This window comes from Sphingobium sp. BS19 (genome assembly GCF_027925545.1).
Classification (GTDB): Bacteria; Pseudomonadota; Alphaproteobacteria; order Sphingomonadales; family Sphingomonadaceae; genus Sphingobium.
Genome location: NZ_BSEF01000020.1, coordinates 21,764 through 39,086, shown reverse-complemented (window position 1 = coordinate 39,086; position 17,323 = coordinate 21,764). Strand labels below are relative to the sequence as shown.

Below are 17,323 nucleotides of genomic sequence, written 5' to 3'. Positions count from 1 at the left end.
CCAGATTCCGCTCGCGCCATCTAGGAAGGGCAGGGGGCCCCACTGCATCGCAGGAACCAGTCCCTTGAGATGTCCTGCTTGTTTTAACGTACTGCTTACCCGTAGTCGAAAAATACTGATAAACTGTGACTTCTGTCTCCTGAAGCCAGCTTCAATGTTTGCAGTTGCGTGCGACAAGTTCGCGTCATGGCAAACAGCGGGAAGGGTAATTCGGCCGTTCAAAGCCGCGCTAAACTGTCCGCCAAATCACTCTGTTTGAAAGGCTTGGGCAGTCTGGGCAAATCCAGTGCAATGCCTTTTGCTTCTGCATAACCTGAAATTATCAGCACCCGGACCTCAGGCCTTACCCGGCGTGAATGCAGCGCAAGGTCAGTGCCAGTTATGCCCGGCATCAGATGATCTGTAACAAGCAAATCAATAGTTTGCGCTCCGTCAAGTAACTGAATCGCTGCCTCGCCGGAATTTGCTTCCAGGACCGAATAGCCCATCTCCCCTAGCATGTGCGCGGTGCTGGCCCGGACCAGGTCCTCATCATCGACCACCAAAACCACGCCGCGATCTTGCTGAGATATCGCCGCGTCTGGAACCGGCTCTGCCACCGGACAAGCGTCGGTCACGGGAAGCCAGAGATGGACTGTAGTCCCGCGGCCGATTTCGCTGTCGATAGCCAGGCCACCTCCTAGCTGCGCCGCAAGCCCATGCACCATCGAAAGGCCTAGGCCGGTTCCCTGGCCAATACCCTTAGTCGTGAAAAATGGCTCGATAGCTTTGGCGACTGTATCCTGGTCCATTCCCGAACCGGTATCGGCAACGCACAGAAGGACATATTCGCCCTCTGCAAGCCCGACCGCATTATTCCGGTGAACGGGGCGTTCCTCGACGCTGATGGTCAGAGTGCCTCCTGTCTCCATGGCGTCTCGTGCATTGACCGCCAGATTGAGAAGCGCCATCTCGATTTGGTTGGCATCGGCCTTGGCAGGCTTAAGGTCGTCGGCGATGTCGAACAGCACCTGGATACGCGGCCCACAGGTGCTTATGATCAGATCGCGCATCTCATTGACAAGCGTGCCCACGTTGATGGCCGTGGCCTGTAATGGCTGTCGTCGCGCAAATGCCAGCAGGCGCTGTACGAGGGTCCGCGCACGGTCTGCCGACTTTATCGCACCCTCTATGAGTCGCTGCTCGCGGTCCGTTCCGACACCTTTCCGGCGCAGGAGGTCAAGACTGCCGACTATCGGAGTAAGCAGATTGTTGAAGTCATGGGCAACACCGCCTGTAAGTTGCCCCATGGCTTCCAACTTCTGGGACTGCCGGAGCGCGTCTTGCGCTAATTCCAGCGCGCGGGTGCGCTCCTGAACACGATCCTCCAATGTATCGTTAAGACGCCGTAACCGATTCTGGCTCTCTTGCAGGGCGTTGTCCATTTTTCGGCGTTCGGAAATGTCGTTGAACAAGATGGCCACCCGCGCAGCGGACGGGTCGCCGACACGGAAGGCATAGACGTCGTACCAAATGTCGCCCAACGCCTTGGCGTGCTCCTCGAAGCGAGCATGGTCCCCCGTCTTGGCAACGGCGCCGTAGATATCGAACCAATGCTGCTCATGCCCGGGAACCATCGATCGTATGGACTTGCCGACCGCGTTCACCAGCCCGGTCTGGCGAACGAATGCCGGATTGGCCTCTACGAACACGTAATCGACCGGCATGCCTTGTGAATCAAAAATTACGTCAATGATGCAGAAACCGGCGTCTATCGATTCAAACAGAGACCGGTATTTGGCGGCTCCGCGATGGAGTTCGTCAAGGCGAGACCGCGCATCATACTGACGTCGTCGGCCTCGCAAGGCAGATTGCGCCAAACTGACAAGCGTAGTGGGATGAAATGGACGCTCAAGAAAGGTCACATTCCCAAGTATGTCGAGCAGCCTTTTGGCAGCAGGGTTCCTTTCAATCCCTCCGCCCTTTTGCGTTAGCAGAACAAAGGGAAAATCAGACCATTCCGGTTGCCTGTCCAGCCAGTGCGCCAAAGGCACAAGATTGGCAGAACGCAGGCCATCCTCGGTCATGAGCGCAAAACCCGCTCCCCTTTCAAGTTCCGATACCAATTCGTCAAGAGAGGAGGTTACAGCAGATGTAAGTCCTGCATCGCGCAGCAGAGTTGCTGCAATTGACGAATCCCGCCCGCCAGGCGCAAGAATGACGGCTCGCTCCGACAGAAGAAGATTCATTCGCGTTCGTCTTCGAGCAGAGCAGATTTTCCTTTATTACCAACAAAGGTTGGCACGCCGCGCAGTACGCCTTGGAAATCAGTCAGAGGCTCGCCAAGCCTGATCCCATAGCTGCCGATCCGATATTCACGGATGGTGTCTTCATGTGCGCCCGTACGCTTCTTGATGATGGAGATAGCGCGCCGTACCCGCCCTAAAGCCTCAAAATAGCGAAGGAGAATAACGGTGTCCGCCAAATAGGTAACATCGACCGGCGAGCGCATGTCGCCCACCAACCCATGCTGAGCGACAGTCAGGAAGGTCGTCGCCCCCTTGCGATTCAGATATTGCAGCATCTCGTGCATATGAAGGATCAGCGAATTTTCTTCAGGCATCGCCGCCTGATATCCGTTCAAACTATCGACTACGACAGTCCGCGCACCATGTGTCTCGACGCAGTTCCGAACGCGTTGCGAGAATTCCCCCGGAGACAATTCGGCAGCATCGACCTGCTCTATAATGAGGTCTCCGGCATCAACCATGGCTTGCATGTCAATACCCAGCATCATCGCGCGATCGAACAACAGAGTGATTTCTTCGTCGAAGACGAACATTGCGGCTCGTTCCCCCCGGGCAATTGCCGCAGTCACGAATGTAAGGACAAGCAAAGATTTGCCGGTGCCTGCCGGTCCTAACACCAGGACGCTGGATCCCCGCTCTACCCCGCCGCCTAAAAGTGCGTCCATTTCCGCAGAGTCGCTTTTGATGACTTCGCGTACAAAAGCATTTTTGTGCTCGGCAGATACCAATCGCGGGAAGACGCGGACACCACCTGTGTCAATGAGGAAATCGTGGAAGCCGCCGCGAAACCGTCGGCCACGATATTTTATAATGCGAAGCCGACGCCGTTCGGATCCATAGTCGGGGGCCAGTTCTTCAAGTCGGATCACGCCGTGCGCCACGCTGTGGACAGTTTTGTCGGCAACGTCCGCCGTCAAATCATCGAGCATCAGAACCGTCGTATTCTTTGTGGAAAAAAAATGCTTCAGCGACAGGATCTGGCGACGATAGCGCAGGGAGCTTTGTGCCAGGAGACGGATTTCCGATAGGCTATCCAGCACGACCCGGTCCGGCTTTATTCGCTCGAATATCTCGAAAATGCGCCGCGTCGTCTCGCCCAGTTCCAGATCCGACGAGTAGAGCAAACTTTGTTGCTGCTCCTCATCCAACAGACTTTCAGGAGGGACCAACTCGTGGACCTCGACCCCATCAAGATCCCAACCATGTGACTGTGCGCTCTCTCGCATCTCATCTTCGGTTTCAGACAAAGTTATGTGGAGCGACCGCTCGCCTTTTGCCGCCCCTTCCATCAAAAATTGCATGGAAATGGTTGTTTTGCCTGTACCCGGACTACCTTCGAGCAGAAAAACCCGGCCGCGGGTGAGACCTCCCGCCAATATGTCGTCCAGGCCTGCCACACCGGTCAGCGCCAGATCAGTCGATTTATTCACCATTTTAGCCTTATGTTCTCCCATACCGGCTACGACGTGAAACCGGTGCCAGCACAGAAATACAATCTCGTGCCAACTGAGATACGCTTAAGTGGCATTTTGGCTGCATCGGATCCATAAAAGCTCATTCTATCGCGCCTAGGCTCTTAGGCAATATAAGCCGTCGCTTTTGGACCATCCCGTTGCGTCCTGCCGGTACCGACGATGCATCCAAGAATGGCCAATATGTTGATTTGCCCGACTGCCTTGCTGGATTTGTGAACGGAAGGACCGGCCATATTGCACGAAGGGTTTACTCGCCATTTTTGTTGAAGGCGGGCATCGCCTCCGACCTCGTCGAGTGGGCTGTCGGTCTTTGGCAATCATCATCAACAGGAAACGGCCTGCGAAAGCAGCGACCAGGAAAGCGTCACTGATCTGAATGCTCGGTCTGCCGGAACACTTGCTCCCATCATTGCCTTCCAGGGTGAACCCAGAATAGAGGCTCGGCTACAGCGTCACTATCTCCAGCGTCCAACGTCGCCATTTCCGCACAATTTCGAAAGACTCGTCGCCCCGAGTTTTTTCTTCGACAGTCTCGCGCTGACGGAACCGGCGACATCCTCTCGCAGTTTGCTGCCTGCCGCAGGAGAGCCTGAAGATGGAAGCGAAAAGACTAGGTAAGAATCAGCAAGCAGATCCGCCGATAGCCCAGACGGGTAGCTCTCATCAGAAAGTCGCGCCGACATACAACCTTTGCTCATCCGATAAGGAACGACAATGATCAAGGCTGCGCGCAGGAAAGCCGATCGCAATCTCGCTGAGATACCCGCATTGGGCCATGGTGATCCTCTGGGCGAAGACGGGTTTTGAGCCGGTTTGCTGTCTGGTCACCGCAGGTCGACGCCTTCAAGGCTGCAGCAAGATGAGCGCTTCCTTGGGTCTGGGCGAAACCATTTTGATGCTGGTAGATGCGCTCGGCGAAGGTGATCTGCTCTATCTTGCCGATGACGAGCAGGATGCCGAAGCAATAGCAAATGGGCTTATGCAGGTTTTGCCTGGTGTCCATGTCGTCTGCTTACCGTCGAGCGATACCTTGCCAGGGGACAGCGCGCCTGCTTCTCCAGCAAACATAGGAAGACGCGTGGCGGCCTTGCGGCACATTCGGCGGCTCGCGCACACGTCGCCCCGCCCCCCTCTTGCAGTCATTATGAGCGGGGAAGGGGCCGCGCGGCTTTACGCGAACCCCGGTGCATTCGACGTTGCCCCTCCTAGCCTGCGTCGGGGCGACCAGGTCAATCCAGTAGAATTCGCAACGCACATGGAGCGGCTTGGCTATGTAGCCGACGATCGGGTTGATGAACCAGGCGAAGTAGCCGTACGGGGAGAGGTCATAGATATCTTCCCGGCAGATTCCGGGCTACCGGCCCGCATCGATATTGCTGACGGTCATATTGTGGGCATTCGACACTATGATGCAGCCAGTCAGCGGACGCTAGAACCGTGCGAAGTTCTCGAGATCGGCCGGGCATCCGAACCGGAATCGCACCGACACGTGACCATTCTGGCGCACCTGCGGCCGGGCCGGATCTACTTCTCGGCGAAGGCCGAGCAGCGTCGCAAGCGTTTCATTCGCTTGGCAACCGAAGCTTCAGCCAGTTCCGCTTCGGCGATCGATGCTGCCTCTGACGCGTTATGGGCAAAGGATCTTGCGCCTTGGCATATGGGCGATCAAGGGGCTTTTGCCGTATCTTCCATTCCCCGTTTTGGAGAAGAACGTTCGCCATTAGCGGCACTCAAGCGCTTTGCTGTACCGCATTTGCAAGAAGGTAAACGTTTGCTTTTGGTCGGCAGCGAGCGTGACGTACGTTTTTTGAGACCAAAGTTCGCTAAGACGTTCCAAACCGCCGTCGAGCCCATAGAGTCGATCGCCGCTGTAGAAGCACTGTCCCCTAACGCCATAGCCGGACTGGTCGCGCCGGTCACGAAAGGCGCTCTTAGCGCGACCCTGGTGCTTATTGCGGCCGCCGATGTTCTGGGCAGCCGTGCACTTTCCAACCCGGGGAAGGGGGGCGCGGCAGCAGGTCTCGCCCATGCAGGCAGTGACGTGCGCGCAGGTGACCTGGTAGTGCATGAGGATCGGGGTGTGGGGCGGGTCCTTGGTCTTGAGCCAGCGCCCGGCGGGAGCGATGCTGAAATGATTGCCCTTGAGTATGCCGGTGGTGCGAGGCGGCTCCTGCCGTCTCAAGAAGCAGGGCTGCTTTGGCGCTATGGTGCCGATGCTGAAGCAGTGCGGCTCGACAAGCTGGACGGTTCGACCTGGTCGAAACGTCGCGGTACGATCGACGAGGCGGTTGCCCAAAGCGCGCGCGTGCTCCTTCAATTGGCGCTGGAAAGAGATACGGTTAAAGCTGCTATTATCGAGCCAGATAGCGCAGCTTACGAACGATTTGTCTCCACATTTGCGTTTAATGAAACCGCCGATCAGGCCCGAGCGATCCAGTCGGTGCGAGATGACCTTGCCAGCGGGCGGCCAATGGATCGCCTCGTGATTGGCGATGTGGGCTACGGAAAGACGGAAATTGCTTTGCGCGCCGCTGCTTTGGCCTCTCTTGCGGGATATCAGGTCATTCTGGCTGCGCCCACCACGGTTCTCGTGCGTCAGCACCTCGAAACATTCCACCGCCGTTTTGCAGATACGGGCATAAACGTCGCCGCGCTCTCGCGCCTGTCCACCGCCGCGGAGAAGAAAGCGGCTAAGGAAGGGCTGGCTGATGGTTCCATCGGCATCGTGATCGGAACAGCCTCGGTGATGGCGAAAGACATTCGCTATGCAAAATTGGGGCTTGTCATCATTGACGAGGAGCAGCGCTTCGGGGCTGCTGACAAGGCAAAGCTGCGGGGGCGCGCAGACCTCCATCTTTTGGCGATGAGCGCGACGCCCATCCCAAGAACCTTGCATCGTGCCATGATTGGACTGCAACAAATGTCGGTGATAGCGAGCCCGCCCGCACGTCGTCAGCCGATCCGCACCAGTCTGAGCAGCCCCGATGATGCAATGATCAGGACAGCGCTGCTGCGCGAGCGGACGCGCGGCGGACAGAGTTTCGTGGTGGTTCCCCGCATCGAGGATCTCGCGTCCATTTCCGCGCGTTTGGCGCGCATTGTACCAGACTTGGTACTGATCGAAGCCCATGGCCGGATGCCTGTAGCGGCGATCGATGACGCGATGGTGCGCTTTGGTGCCGGGCAGGGCGACGTTCTTCTCGCTACCAATATCATCGAGGCTGGTCTCGACGTGCCGCGGGCCAACACGATGATCGTATGGCGGGCGGACCGGTTCGGCCTTGCGCAGCTTCATCAACTGCGCGGCAGGGTGGGTCGCGGCAATCGCCGGGGCCAGGTCATTCTGCTTACGCAACCTGGAGCGATCGCCGAACGGACTGTGAAGCGGTTGCGAACGCTCGCCACCTACGATCGGCTCGGCGCGGGCTTCGGGATTAGCGCAGCCGACCTGGATCAGCGAGGTTCTGGCGATCCGCTGGCTGATACCCAGGCAGGCCACATGAAGTTGATTGGCGTGGAACTCTATCAACATCTCTTCGAAGCTGCCTTGAAGGAAGCCCGTGGAAAGGACGCTGGCCTCTGGACGCCGGAACTTAATCTAGGCTGCGCTGCGGGACTGCCATCGGATTGGATTCCCGACCCTGATATCCGCTTAGGCCTGTACGTCAGGCTTTCCCGACTTGTCGATGAAACCGGACTTGAGGCGATGGAAGAGGAACTAACTGACCGGTTCGGTCCGCTGCCCTTGGCTGCTGAACGTTTGGTCGCAGTCACCAGGATTGCCATTCTGGCGCGTGCGGCGGGCATTGCCCGCGTTGATGCAGGCCCAGCTGCGATAGCGCTGACCCCGCGCGACGCTACCGCCGACTTAAGCGACTGCCCGCAGCTCCACCGCAAAGACGGCCGCTGGCTTCTTAAGCAGCAGAGTGACGAGGCTGATCGGCTTGTCAAGCTGGCCACTCTCCTCGAAAGCCTGACGACTTTGGACCCTCAAGAATGTTCGGCCGCATAGCCCGCGACTGTCTGGCGGTGGAAGTGCGAACGACTGCCAACAGCGCAGCCCTATAGCGCGCGCACGCGCGTCACCCTGGATGCCGGCTGTGGACGCCCATCATCGGGCATCAAACCGGTGTTTTACAAAAGTTAAATTTCGCTTTGTGATCGGTTTTTCGTCGTGGACATTTTGACTACAAAGAAATGCGATGGGTCTGGCAGGGCGCTCAAGCGGGCAGCACTAACGTACATCATGACGATTGTTTACTGCGCTTTTGCAACAGGCTGCCTCGTCGCCCGTTAGTTGCGAGCGGCACGTAAGCCATTACGTCTTCACATGGTTGAAGGCGGCTGATCCGAGCCTTCTAAGCTCTTTCTTGCTTGTCTTTCTAGGGTGACCAACATGACCGCCAGCTCTCTGATCCAGCCAGAATCCGAGCCCGGAATCGCGAGTGCGGAGGCGGGCTTTGTTGTCCTTGAAGGTCCCGGTGGGATAGCTGCGACGATGACGGTCCAGGCAGCCGAACTGACCGCGCTAAGCCTGCACCGCGCCGCAATGGCAGCCGCTGATGGCTTGCGGCGGGAAAGTGACAAGGTGAAATAGCTCTGCGCACGCCCGATGCATCTCATGTGTTCTTGCGTCTAAGTGCATCGACGTTTGTTTCGCCAGATGCCCTGTCTAATAGGCTGCAAAGTCTTCGTAAAAAGCCCAACTCACAGGATGCTTGCGCGCACATGGAGACTGTATGGAAAGCATAGCGGGATGGATCGCGCCGATTGCGACGATGGCTGCAGCGATGATGACCGCAGCGAATTTGGGAGCGCGGGTTACCGGATGTGGCTTTGTCGTCTTCGCGCTCGGCTCGGTGTGTTGGGTAGTCGTCGGCATCAATACTGGCCAAACTAATCTGTTGGCAACCAATGGCTTTCTGCTGTTCGTCAATATGATAGGCATTTGGCGCTGGCTTGGAAAACAGCGTGCCTATGAAGATGGGGGCAGGTCAGCGACGATTGCAAGCCGCCGCTCGTCGGTCCCGACGCTTTTCACCGCCACGGGTATTGCCGGCATGATGACGCAGGACGCCCAAGGCGAGTCATTAGGAAAGGCGGTCGAGGCTTTAATCGAATGTGTCTCCGGACGAATAAGCTATGTCGTGATTGCTTCGGAGCACCATGGATTAAGAGAAGACTTACGGGCGATACCTCTGGATCGCATCACATTGGGTCCTGATCGCATCCGCGTTGGAATGGACAAGTGTGAATTTCATGCTTGGCCCGTTTTGGCGTCCGACGCCTGGCCAGCCGCAGCGGCGCACCGCGAACCCCCTGCCATATCGACAGGAACGGGCTGTAGGACCGGTGCGTGAATGGACCACGACGATCCGCTAGCTATTGCCCAGCAGGTAAGGTCGAAAGAACGTGACGCATAAGCGCGCTCTTTGAGGGTAATGAACGCTTATAAACGAGAGGATTGCCTGGCCACGACTCCAATGGTTTTTTCCATGCCTGCTTGGTTAGCAAGCCTCGGCCATGGATAGAGAAAGGACCAGCAGTGTGACGGCGTTGCGCCTCACAGCGCCCCACCCTGGAAGCGTGTCATTTCTGAGCTGCCAAGGGCGCCATCGTCCTGCACAATACGGGGAAATTTCCACGGTTTTGTGTCGATGTGCAGATAGTCCCGGTCAAACTCGCCGATTGCAACAAGGGCGTCCCAGTCCAGAATGTCAAGCATCCTGTCGGTTGATGTGGCGACCACATTAGCGTCCCGAAGCTCCCGAAACACCCTGTTGACGTGCACATTGGTTAGGCCAAGCGCATCGGCCAGATGCAGCTGAGTGGGCTGGAGCCGATATTTCGTTTTCGTTCCCAGGCCAGCCTCCTCCAATCTTAGCCCCAATTCGGCAAGAAGATGAGCAAGGCGGCCAACTGCAGATTTGCGCCCTAGATTGACTACCCATTGCGCCAGTACGCACGCATCCACAGCACATTCCCGCCAGAACGCGTCTGCGAGTGCCGGAAATAGTGTCACAGCAGACTTCAACGCATAATGGGGCATCTTGATAATCGTGACAGGGGTCAAAGCCTGTAATGACTGCGCCGTGCTGGGAAAGACGACTGATTGCAGGTTTGCCATGTGACCCGCCACATAGAAGGCGGTGATCTGCCGCCGGCCATCCCGCATTTGCCCGAACCGACCGACAAGCCCTTTAACGACGAGACACGCATGATCGACTTGCTCACCTGGACGAACTAGGTCGCGATCACCCCCAGCGGTAACTGTCTCGTTGGGCAAATGTAGGATCGTGTCGATCTCTTCTTTGCCTAGCTTTGTCCGCGAAGCGAGACGTTCGACAAATATCTGAATGGCCAGATGAGTAGAATAGGGCATGGGCATACTCCGGATAAAGCGGGAGCACTCCAGTGTCTCTCTGTCACCGTTTACTAAGACATTTTACGGCAATGCCCGGGTATAGAATGAACTTCTGAATGATAGCAAATTGCGGTTTGGTATGAAGGCGTTGTTCGCGGGCCGATGCGTTGTATCCACTGAACGCGCGCCTGTGACCTGTTTCTGGCTGTTCCGTGCGGATGGCTGCCGCGTTTCGCTCAAAAATAATAACCTCGTCGATGGTTGGTAATATTGTCTGTCCGGCTTGGCTAGAACGATATGAACAGGCTGTCCTTCCTATCGACCGGGGCCAAACGTCCCGACTCGTTTGCAGCGATACTACCCGCGCAAGCGGAAGCCGCACGTACGATAAAGGGCAGGCCCTTGAGGAGCCCGCCGTCCCTTTCACGTGCTTTACCGGCTGCACAGTGGCCAGCAATTGCTACAGCTTCACAGATCATGTGGCTTTGAACGACATTCCACAATGTTCTACGATCCGCCTACCGCTTCGGGTGGCAATCGGCCCCTGCGGGCGAGCCGGGCAGGCATTTTCAATCCTCAGGTTGGGACCTCGTCTGGACCAATGACGACAATGAACAAGGCGCGATAACGACTGTAACTTTCGAGGCCCAAGACCAACGGACATTACTTCGTTTCCATGAGGTCTATCCATCCAGAGAAGCCTTGGAAGAAGCACTGGAGGGCTCGGCGGCAGGCTTGTCCGAGCAATGGGAGTAGCGCGACGCGTTGATGGCTCGACAAGTCGCTGAGAACCGATCGGAAACCTCAACCGGAGGGACGGATATCTCGGACAGGTAATCTTATGGACCCTTTGATCGTAGTTGGCACATCGCATGCGTTTTTACCGACCAGTCGGTGTCGCCAGTGAGAAGGTCGTTTTCGCTCTCCAAGAGTGGACGGACAGTTGTCGCTCCTTCAGGACTCAGAAGCGGCCAAAGATCTGCTTCCTGTGCGGCAAACCCCTCGAGCCTTTTTTTCGATTTGAGCGTTGTTGCCTTATGAGGACTGTCACTTTGGAACGGCTCGGGGGCTGCGCATGTGATGCGCTGCGATTTATCGTGCGAGGTGAGGCATTGCGGGTAGGAATCTGCCACTGTCTCGTGTGCCAGAAGGCGCATGGTGCGCCGTATTTCGCTTTCGCCGTATTCCCCCGCGCTGCCGTCAGTCTGTCTGGCCCGCATGTACGATGGGAAAGCAGTCTCAACTATCACCGGCTATACTGCGCTGCGTGCGGATCGCGCTTCGCGAACCTCGTCGGAGATGAGGTGGAGCTCCCTGTCGCGAGCTTCGCCGAAGCGGCTGGGCTCGTACCGCAATATGAAAACTGGACTATCCGACGACTGCCTTGGGTCACGCCTCTTGCGGTTCGCCAATTCGAGCGTGATCCAGAAAAGTGAACCTTCACATAAGAGGCACCATGCGGCAGACTACGATGATCCTCACGATCGAAACACCAGGGCAGGGGCTCCATGAGGTGACCAGGCCGATCCTGCGTTGGGTTCATGACAGTGGGATCGTTGCAGGTCTTCTCACAATCTTTTGCCAGCACACCTCCGCTTCGCTTCTTATCCAGGAGAATGCCGCCCCCGCCGCCCGGCGGGACCTCGAAGCCTATTTCGCGTGTATCGCGCCGGAAGACGCGGGGCGCTATGACCATGACGATGAAGGGCCGGACGATATGCCTGCTCATCTGCGCGCGGCATTGACGCACGTGCAACTCACCGTGCCGGTCATCAATAGGGCCCCGGCGCTTGGAACATGGCAGGGCATCTACCTGTTTGAGCATCGACGGGCAGCACATACGAGACATCTTGCGCTCCATCTCATGGGCGAGTGAGTAGCGCGCCGAACGAGGAGACAGAATAATGACTAAGATAGGTGATCTTCGAAACAATGAGTCCGAAGGACGCTATGAGTTGATGATCGACGGACAATTGGCGATTGCCGCCTATGACCGACGGGATGGCGCTTTGGTCTTTACACATACCGAAGTGCCCCACGCCCTCGAAGGGCAAGGCGTGGGCAGTCGCATCGTCAAAGCTGCGCTTGCCGACGTGCGCGAAAAAGGGCTCAAGGTCGTTCCCCTCTGCGAATTTGTCGCGGCCTATATCGAACGCCATCCTGACGATCAGGATTTGCTTGCGCTCGACGCGCCGGGATAGACCTGCAGCGACCTCCTCCGCTCGTTTCCAGAGGTGCACAATGTCAGGAGGGGCTTTCGGTAAATATGTAGACATGCTGGCCGTCACGGAGCGTCAGTGTGCGTTTGCCATTTTGCATGCCCACTAGCAGCTCAATACCAATGAGTTCAGCGTCGCTGGTAATCAAGGAAACAGTGCCGTCATCGTTGCGGCGCGTTACGATCGCGCTGTCCCAGGGGGTAGCGTAAATCCGGGTGGCGTTGCCTTTCTGCTTGATCTGCAGGGGACCCAGATCAGGATTTTCGTAGCGGGGAGCGAGGCCCGCGAGAACCTTTGGGTCGCCCGGTACCGTGAGTTTTGAACGATACTCGGCGCTTTCGGCGGCTACGCGCTTCACTGCAGCAGCGACATCGCCTTCCGCTTCAGGCTTGCCATCATAGAGGACCTCGAGGAGCCGGCGCATAAAGGGCCCACGCAAATAAGGGCCATTATCCGCGTTGGTCAGGATGACCGCAGCAACACCCGCTGCCGGGATCGCATACATGTCGCTGTGATAGCCTGCCAGGTCGCCACCATGATGGATAACGGAGACGCCCCACCGCGCATTCTCTTCCAGCCCCATGCCATACCAGATATCCTCGCCGGTCGGTACGCCCCGTGTCCGCCGGGCGAGGAGCGCTTCTTTGGACAGAAGTTGCCTACCGTTGGGCAGCAGCCCTTCTTCCAGTTCGTTGCGCATATAAAGGATCATGTCGTGCGGCGACGACCAGGCACCGCCCGCCGGACGATAGGGTGCAATTGCGCTGTTCAGGTTTTGCGGCAAGATGGTCAACCTGCTGTCCACATCCTCGCCGTGCGGGCTTGCATGATCAGCGGCGAGCGCAGTTTTCATCGACATGGTCGAATCCCTCATATCCAGCGGATTCCATATCTGCTCCTGCACGGCGCGATCGAATGCGGCGCCTACCTCCATGTCCGGATAGTAAAGATGGGCTGCAACATAACCGGCAGCCGCCGCCATCAAATTATTGTACTGAAAGGCTTCACCGAATTTACTCGTCGGCTGCGTGGTGGCGAGTTGTTTGAACGTGTCGGCAGCCGGCGTTTGGGGGGTGGTACTGAACAACCATTCCATGTCCTTACGCGGCAAGCCTGTGCAAGCGCACACAAGATGACGGATCAGGACCGACTTCGTCGTCGCATCGTTGCCGAGGCGAAAGGACGGGTAGACCTTCGTAACGGGATCGTCCCAACCGAGGCGCCCTTCGCTGACCAGCTTTGCAAGCAGCAAGGTCGCCATACTTTTCGTGTTCGACGCGATCATGAAGCGGGTGTGGGCATCGACCCGATCGGATTTGCCTGCTTCCTTTACGCCGACACCCCCTTCATAGACGATCTTACCTCCCGAATAGAGGGCCAGGCCGACACCGGGAATTTTCAGGTCCGCCGCACCCTTCTGCACAAAGTCGATCAGCGTCGCGACACGGGTTTCATCCAGGGGATGGGCTGTTTTGCCAACAAAGCTTTCGCGCTGATAACCAGCCGGTCGCAGGCTCTGGTTGATCTGTCCGATAGCGCCGCTACGTTTTTCGGATGTGGCTTCGCTTCCGTCTAGGATCAGAACCGTCCAGCCGTCGCCTTTACGCCTGGCAATGGAGCGAAGGTCGAGGTGTTCGTTGGGTGAGCTTTCATAGTCGACAACCATCTGCTCGTCCCAACCGTTGCGAGGTGGGCGCAAAGTAGCCAATTTGAACGGATGCGCCTTGCCCGGCCGGTAAGCGTCCCAGGCAGCGGCGGCTGCCGCCTTTCCATCCACCGCCTTGCCAACCTCCACTATCGCTATTTTCAGGTCAGATTCGGGCGGTGACAACACAATGCCGGCCTTCGTTACCGCAGCCATCCATCCTTCAGGAAGGATATAGGTCGTTTTGCCAGTTGTGCTGGATGGTGTATCCGCCGCCGCCGTAGCCTGGGCCAGAGCAGTTTGGTTACAGATGACAGCCACGCTACACAGCAGTATGGCACAGATCGAAAGCGACCAACTCTTCATAGCTTCCCCCCGATAAACCAACAGATTAGTCGCCTCCGCGAAGCCTTTTTGCAAGAGGCAAACAAATCTCCCGAGTTGCCCATTCGAAGCTGGCGCATCCAGGACATTTCAGTGCGGTCATGAGCGTCCTGAGCGGACGACTATGGGTTATCGGTACGCTATGGCGCACGAAGATCAGGCCGCCTTTTGACGCGCGTGGGATTATGCGATCGACAATCGCTCACCGCCCCGCCTGGCGTTGCGATGCCGACATGAGAATACAGTCTAATCGCGTAGGCGCAGGGACCGTTTAAAAACGTAGCCGCTGTCCCATCACGGCTCGTAAGCGTTCCAACACTTAACCGCCTACATCTGCCCCATGGGTCGCCAGAATTTTTAGATGCAACGGCCCATATCCGCCATTCGTTATAGCTGTGTCTGGCATTCGCCCCTCCTGTCAGGACTGGGGTCGATCCATCGTCATGATGTTTCGGTGGATCAACGGTTGGCACTTTTGTCGATTGCCGATGGTTGCATCAATAAGGAGCGAATCGATAATGGACAGACATCAGATTATTGCCGTTGGCTTGCTCACCCAGCGCGACATCGATCGGCTCGGCGAAGGGTTCAGCAGGATGTTTCCTCTTGAAGGGGCGCACGACTTCGAAGATCTGCTGAAGGCGATTGATCAGGCGGATATTGCCCGGGGCAGCGGTACCGGAAATTTGGAATGCTCGAAATAATAGCTGTCGGGTGGCAGATCACAGCATATTCTCCTGCGCTGCAGTTGCCTCCGCTCCTTTTCGCCTGAACCAAGGCTCGTCCGTCCGATCCAGCACAATCAAATCATCTGAAAAAGTTCGTGACTGGAAGGCGAGGACATCATCGAGTGAGCCATGCAGCCACTGGTCATACTCATCTGTTTGCAGCAGCACGGGCATCCGATCATGCACGGGACGTATCGCCTCATTGCATTCTGTCATCAGACCGGAATAGACCGGCCCCCATTCATCACTGACGCGCCACATGCCGGCCCAGGCGAATAGTTCTTGATCCTTCAGGCTGATCCATGTGCGCGTCATCCTGCCTGCCGCGCCTTCGGCTTCGGCAAATGCCGTCACGGGTATCAGGCAGCGCCACTGTGGTTCGGGAGCGATGCCCTGCCACATAAAGTTCGACAGATCGGCGATATTGTTGACCGGCCTGGGCTTCAAAGGCAGCCCGGTTTTCTTGCTTTTCATAGGCCTTGGGAAGCCCCAGACCATCGACTGCAAGATGCGCCGACCGTCCTGTTCGCGCGCGACTATTCCAGGATAGCCGGGGTACACTTCATCGGCTGAGTTGAATGCCACAGGAATTTGTGCGCCGAACAGGCTGGCAATCTCGGCAGCGGGCTTCTTGGCGTGGTAGAGGTTGCAGATGTGGACGACCCTCCACTTGCTAGGGCTCGAGCAGCGTTTCGACTCGATCGCTTGCTATCAGATGTCCGGCCTGTTGGCGCGGGAAAATCCCGCTGGCCGAGATGGTGTTCGCTACGCGCATTCCAAACACATGGGCGACATCAAATGTGCCAGTGCAACCTTCGGAGTATTTCGCGTCTCGATCGACCGATCGTTCCATCTACTCGTTCCTGCAGGTTCGACTACGGTCCACAGTGGCAGGTACCTTGTCAGCTCGCCTGCTGGGGCCCGCCAACCCGCTCAAGACATTTGGCAAGGTGCTACGGAACCACTGCATTTCTTAAAACCCGTCGGCCGCGTACCATGAACGTCCTTCCGAGACTGCAGTCGACGGGTGCGATGGCGTTCCAGCGGGTTAGGGGGGGGGGCTGCGTCAAATCGATGATTCGGTTTCAATCTCAAACGCAGTTTTTGCCATCGTCTGTCCGTTCACGATCAGCTCGACCTCATGACAGCCCGGATGGTGGCGACGCGTGCTAAAATTCCGGATAGCCTGCCGAACGCCAAGCGTGGCAGCCTGCCCGGCGGGAAGGTCGAATGTCTTCAGCTTGAAAACTTTGCCCGCAGTCCTGCCGCCAGCGCGTGCATAATGAACGCGATAATCCACGACCAGACGTTGAGCATCCGGCGATGTCGAGATCAGCTCGACATTGATGGTGATAGCCTGCCCGAGCCGCACATTTCGTGGTTTGATCGAGAAGTCTTGTATGGTGACTGCGGCACCATCGCCAACGCCAATGAGGGCCAGCGCACGCGGGTTACCCTCCTTTATCAAGGTACGCAGGGCATGGCGGATGATCCAGGTTGTGCCGGGATCGCCGTTTTGCCAATCCGCAAGTCGGTGCAATAGCCAGTCCGGGCGATCCTTTGCGATATCGTTCAGATGATTGGCGACCGACTTGCGAACATAGGTGCTGGGATCGGCTTTGAGCGATTCTAGGATCGCTACTGCAAGCGTCGGATTGGCCTTGAACGCCGGGATGCGGGAAGCCCATGGTAATCGCGGCCTGCTACCTTCGCTCGCGAGCCGGCGAACATGTTCGTCTGGGCTACCGGTCCAGCGCGCCATTATGGCAAGGGTTCGCTCTGTGTCCTGAGCCAGAAACGGACGCACGGCAAACTCGGCGGAGCCGAAGCGGGTCAAATGGGCAAGCGCATCCAACGACCTGTCGACATCATCGAGCCCATATCGCGCCACAAACTCAGTGACCGCAATCGCCTGGAAACCATGGGTGAGTTGTGGCGCCATGGCGCCTACGATCTCAAGCGCATCCTCAAACCGGTCGGGGAGTGCGGCTTTGAGGGCATCAGCGATATGGCGGACGCGGCCCATGATCGAGAGCCCGGCAAGTCCGTTAGATGCTGAGCTGAGAAATACGGCTTGGTCGAAGTGCCTTGATACCGAAGCTCCAGCGCTGGCGATGACTCTAAGCGCCGGCGGTCCAAGAATGTCCTTGAGAAGCGCAGGCGTGGTTGTGTTGGTCATCGTAGGGGCGCTTATAATCAGATCGAAGCTATATGGCGATT

At 57.3% G+C, this 17,323-nt stretch carries 14 protein-coding genes; 7 read left to right on the top strand and 7 right to left on the bottom strand.

Annotation, left to right across the window (positions count from 1 at the left end):
- Window positions 1-218: 218 nt before the first annotated feature.
- The 3 genes from QMG56_RS19005 to QMG56_RS18995 all read right to left on the bottom strand — a co-directional run bounded on the left by QMG56_RS19005 (window position 219) and on the right by QMG56_RS18995 (window position 4,766).
- Window positions 219-2,228 (bottom strand): ATP-binding protein, encoded by a 2,010-nt coding sequence (locus QMG56_RS19005; RefSeq protein WP_281824088.1) that lies wholly within the window; start codon window positions 2,226-2,228, stop codon window positions 219-221.
- Window positions 2,225-3,742, bottom strand: a complete 1,518-nt coding sequence (locus tag QMG56_RS19000; protein ID WP_281824086.1) for an ATPase domain-containing protein — start codon at window positions 3,740-3,742, stop codon at window positions 2,225-2,227. Before QMG56_RS19000 ends, QMG56_RS19005 begins: the two co-directional genes overlap by 4 nt.
- Before the next feature lie 739 nt (window positions 3,743-4,481).
- A complete protein-coding gene (locus QMG56_RS18995; protein WP_281824084.1) occupies window positions 4,482-4,766 on the bottom strand; it encodes a hypothetical protein in 285 nt (94 codons plus the stop codon).
- 141 nt (window positions 4,767-4,907) lie between these two features.
- Here QMG56_RS18995 and QMG56_RS18990 point away from each other — a divergent pair, with 141 nt between their 5' ends.
- From QMG56_RS18990 to QMG56_RS18980, 3 genes are all read left to right on the top strand, one after another.
- On the top strand, window positions 4,908-7,775 hold the full coding sequence (locus tag QMG56_RS18990; protein ID WP_281824083.1) for a DEAD/DEAH box helicase: 2,868 nt from the start codon (window positions 4,908-4,910) through the stop codon (window positions 7,773-7,775).
- A 384-nt stretch (window positions 7,776-8,159) separates the two neighbouring features.
- Window positions 8,160-8,360, top strand: coding sequence for a hypothetical protein (locus tag QMG56_RS18985; protein WP_230189528.1), 201 nt, complete (start codon window positions 8,160-8,162; stop codon window positions 8,358-8,360).
- Window positions 8,361-8,541: 181 nt separating this feature from the next.
- On the top strand, window positions 8,542-9,123 hold the full coding sequence (locus QMG56_RS18980) for a PRC-barrel domain-containing protein (RefSeq protein WP_281824081.1): 582 nt from the start codon (window positions 8,542-8,544) through the stop codon (window positions 9,121-9,123).
- A 203-nt stretch (window positions 9,124-9,326) separates the two neighbouring features.
- Here QMG56_RS18980 and QMG56_RS18975 read toward each other — a convergent pair whose 3' ends face one another.
- Entirely contained in the window at window positions 9,327-10,145 is an 819-nt protein-coding gene (locus QMG56_RS18975) for a Crp/Fnr family transcriptional regulator (RefSeq protein WP_281824080.1), read from the bottom strand.
- Between the two features lie 854 nt (window positions 10,146-10,999).
- Here QMG56_RS18975 and QMG56_RS23515 point away from each other — a divergent pair.
- The 3 genes from QMG56_RS23515 to QMG56_RS18965 are packed head-to-tail and all read left to right on the top strand — an operon-like array spanning window position 11,000 to window position 12,328.
- Window positions 11,000-11,563 carry a GFA family protein gene (locus QMG56_RS23515; RefSeq protein WP_375713728.1) on the top strand — a complete coding sequence of 188 codons (564 nt, stop codon included), beginning with the start codon at window positions 11,000-11,002 and terminating at the stop codon, window positions 11,561-11,563.
- A gap of 20 nt (window positions 11,564-11,583) precedes the next feature.
- Window positions 11,584-12,003, top strand: coding sequence for a secondary thiamine-phosphate synthase enzyme YjbQ (locus QMG56_RS18970; RefSeq protein WP_281824079.1), 420 nt, complete (start codon window positions 11,584-11,586; stop codon window positions 12,001-12,003).
- Window positions 12,004-12,031: 28 nt separating this feature from the next.
- Window positions 12,032-12,328, top strand: a complete 297-nt coding sequence (locus QMG56_RS18965) for a GNAT family N-acetyltransferase (RefSeq protein WP_230189530.1) — start codon at window positions 12,032-12,034, stop codon at window positions 12,326-12,328.
- Window positions 12,329-12,371: 43 nt separating this feature from the next.
- Here QMG56_RS18965 and QMG56_RS18960 read toward each other — a convergent pair whose 3' ends face one another.
- Window positions 12,372-14,411, bottom strand: coding sequence for a serine hydrolase (locus QMG56_RS18960; RefSeq protein WP_281824077.1), 2,040 nt, complete (start codon window positions 14,409-14,411; stop codon window positions 12,372-12,374).
- Window positions 14,412-14,893: 482 nt separating this feature from the next.
- On the opposite strand from QMG56_RS18960, the gene QMG56_RS18955 reads away from it, so the two are divergent.
- A complete protein-coding gene (locus QMG56_RS18955) occupies window positions 14,894-15,079 on the top strand; it encodes a hypothetical protein (RefSeq protein ID WP_230189532.1) in 186 nt (61 codons plus the stop codon).
- Window positions 15,080-15,097: 18 nt separating this feature from the next.
- Here the strand turns inward: QMG56_RS18955 and QMG56_RS18950 are convergent, their stop codons facing one another.
- Entirely contained in the window at window positions 15,098-15,757 is a 660-nt protein-coding gene (locus QMG56_RS18950; protein WP_281824132.1) for an SOS response-associated peptidase family protein, read from the bottom strand.
- A gap of 412 nt (window positions 15,758-16,169) precedes the next feature.
- The gene (locus QMG56_RS18945; RefSeq protein ID WP_281824076.1) at window positions 16,170-17,282 is read right to left on the bottom strand and encodes a DNA alkylation repair protein; all 1,113 of its coding nucleotides are present in this window, start codon (window positions 17,280-17,282) and stop codon (window positions 16,170-16,172) included.
- Window positions 17,283-17,323 lie beyond the last annotated feature (41 nt).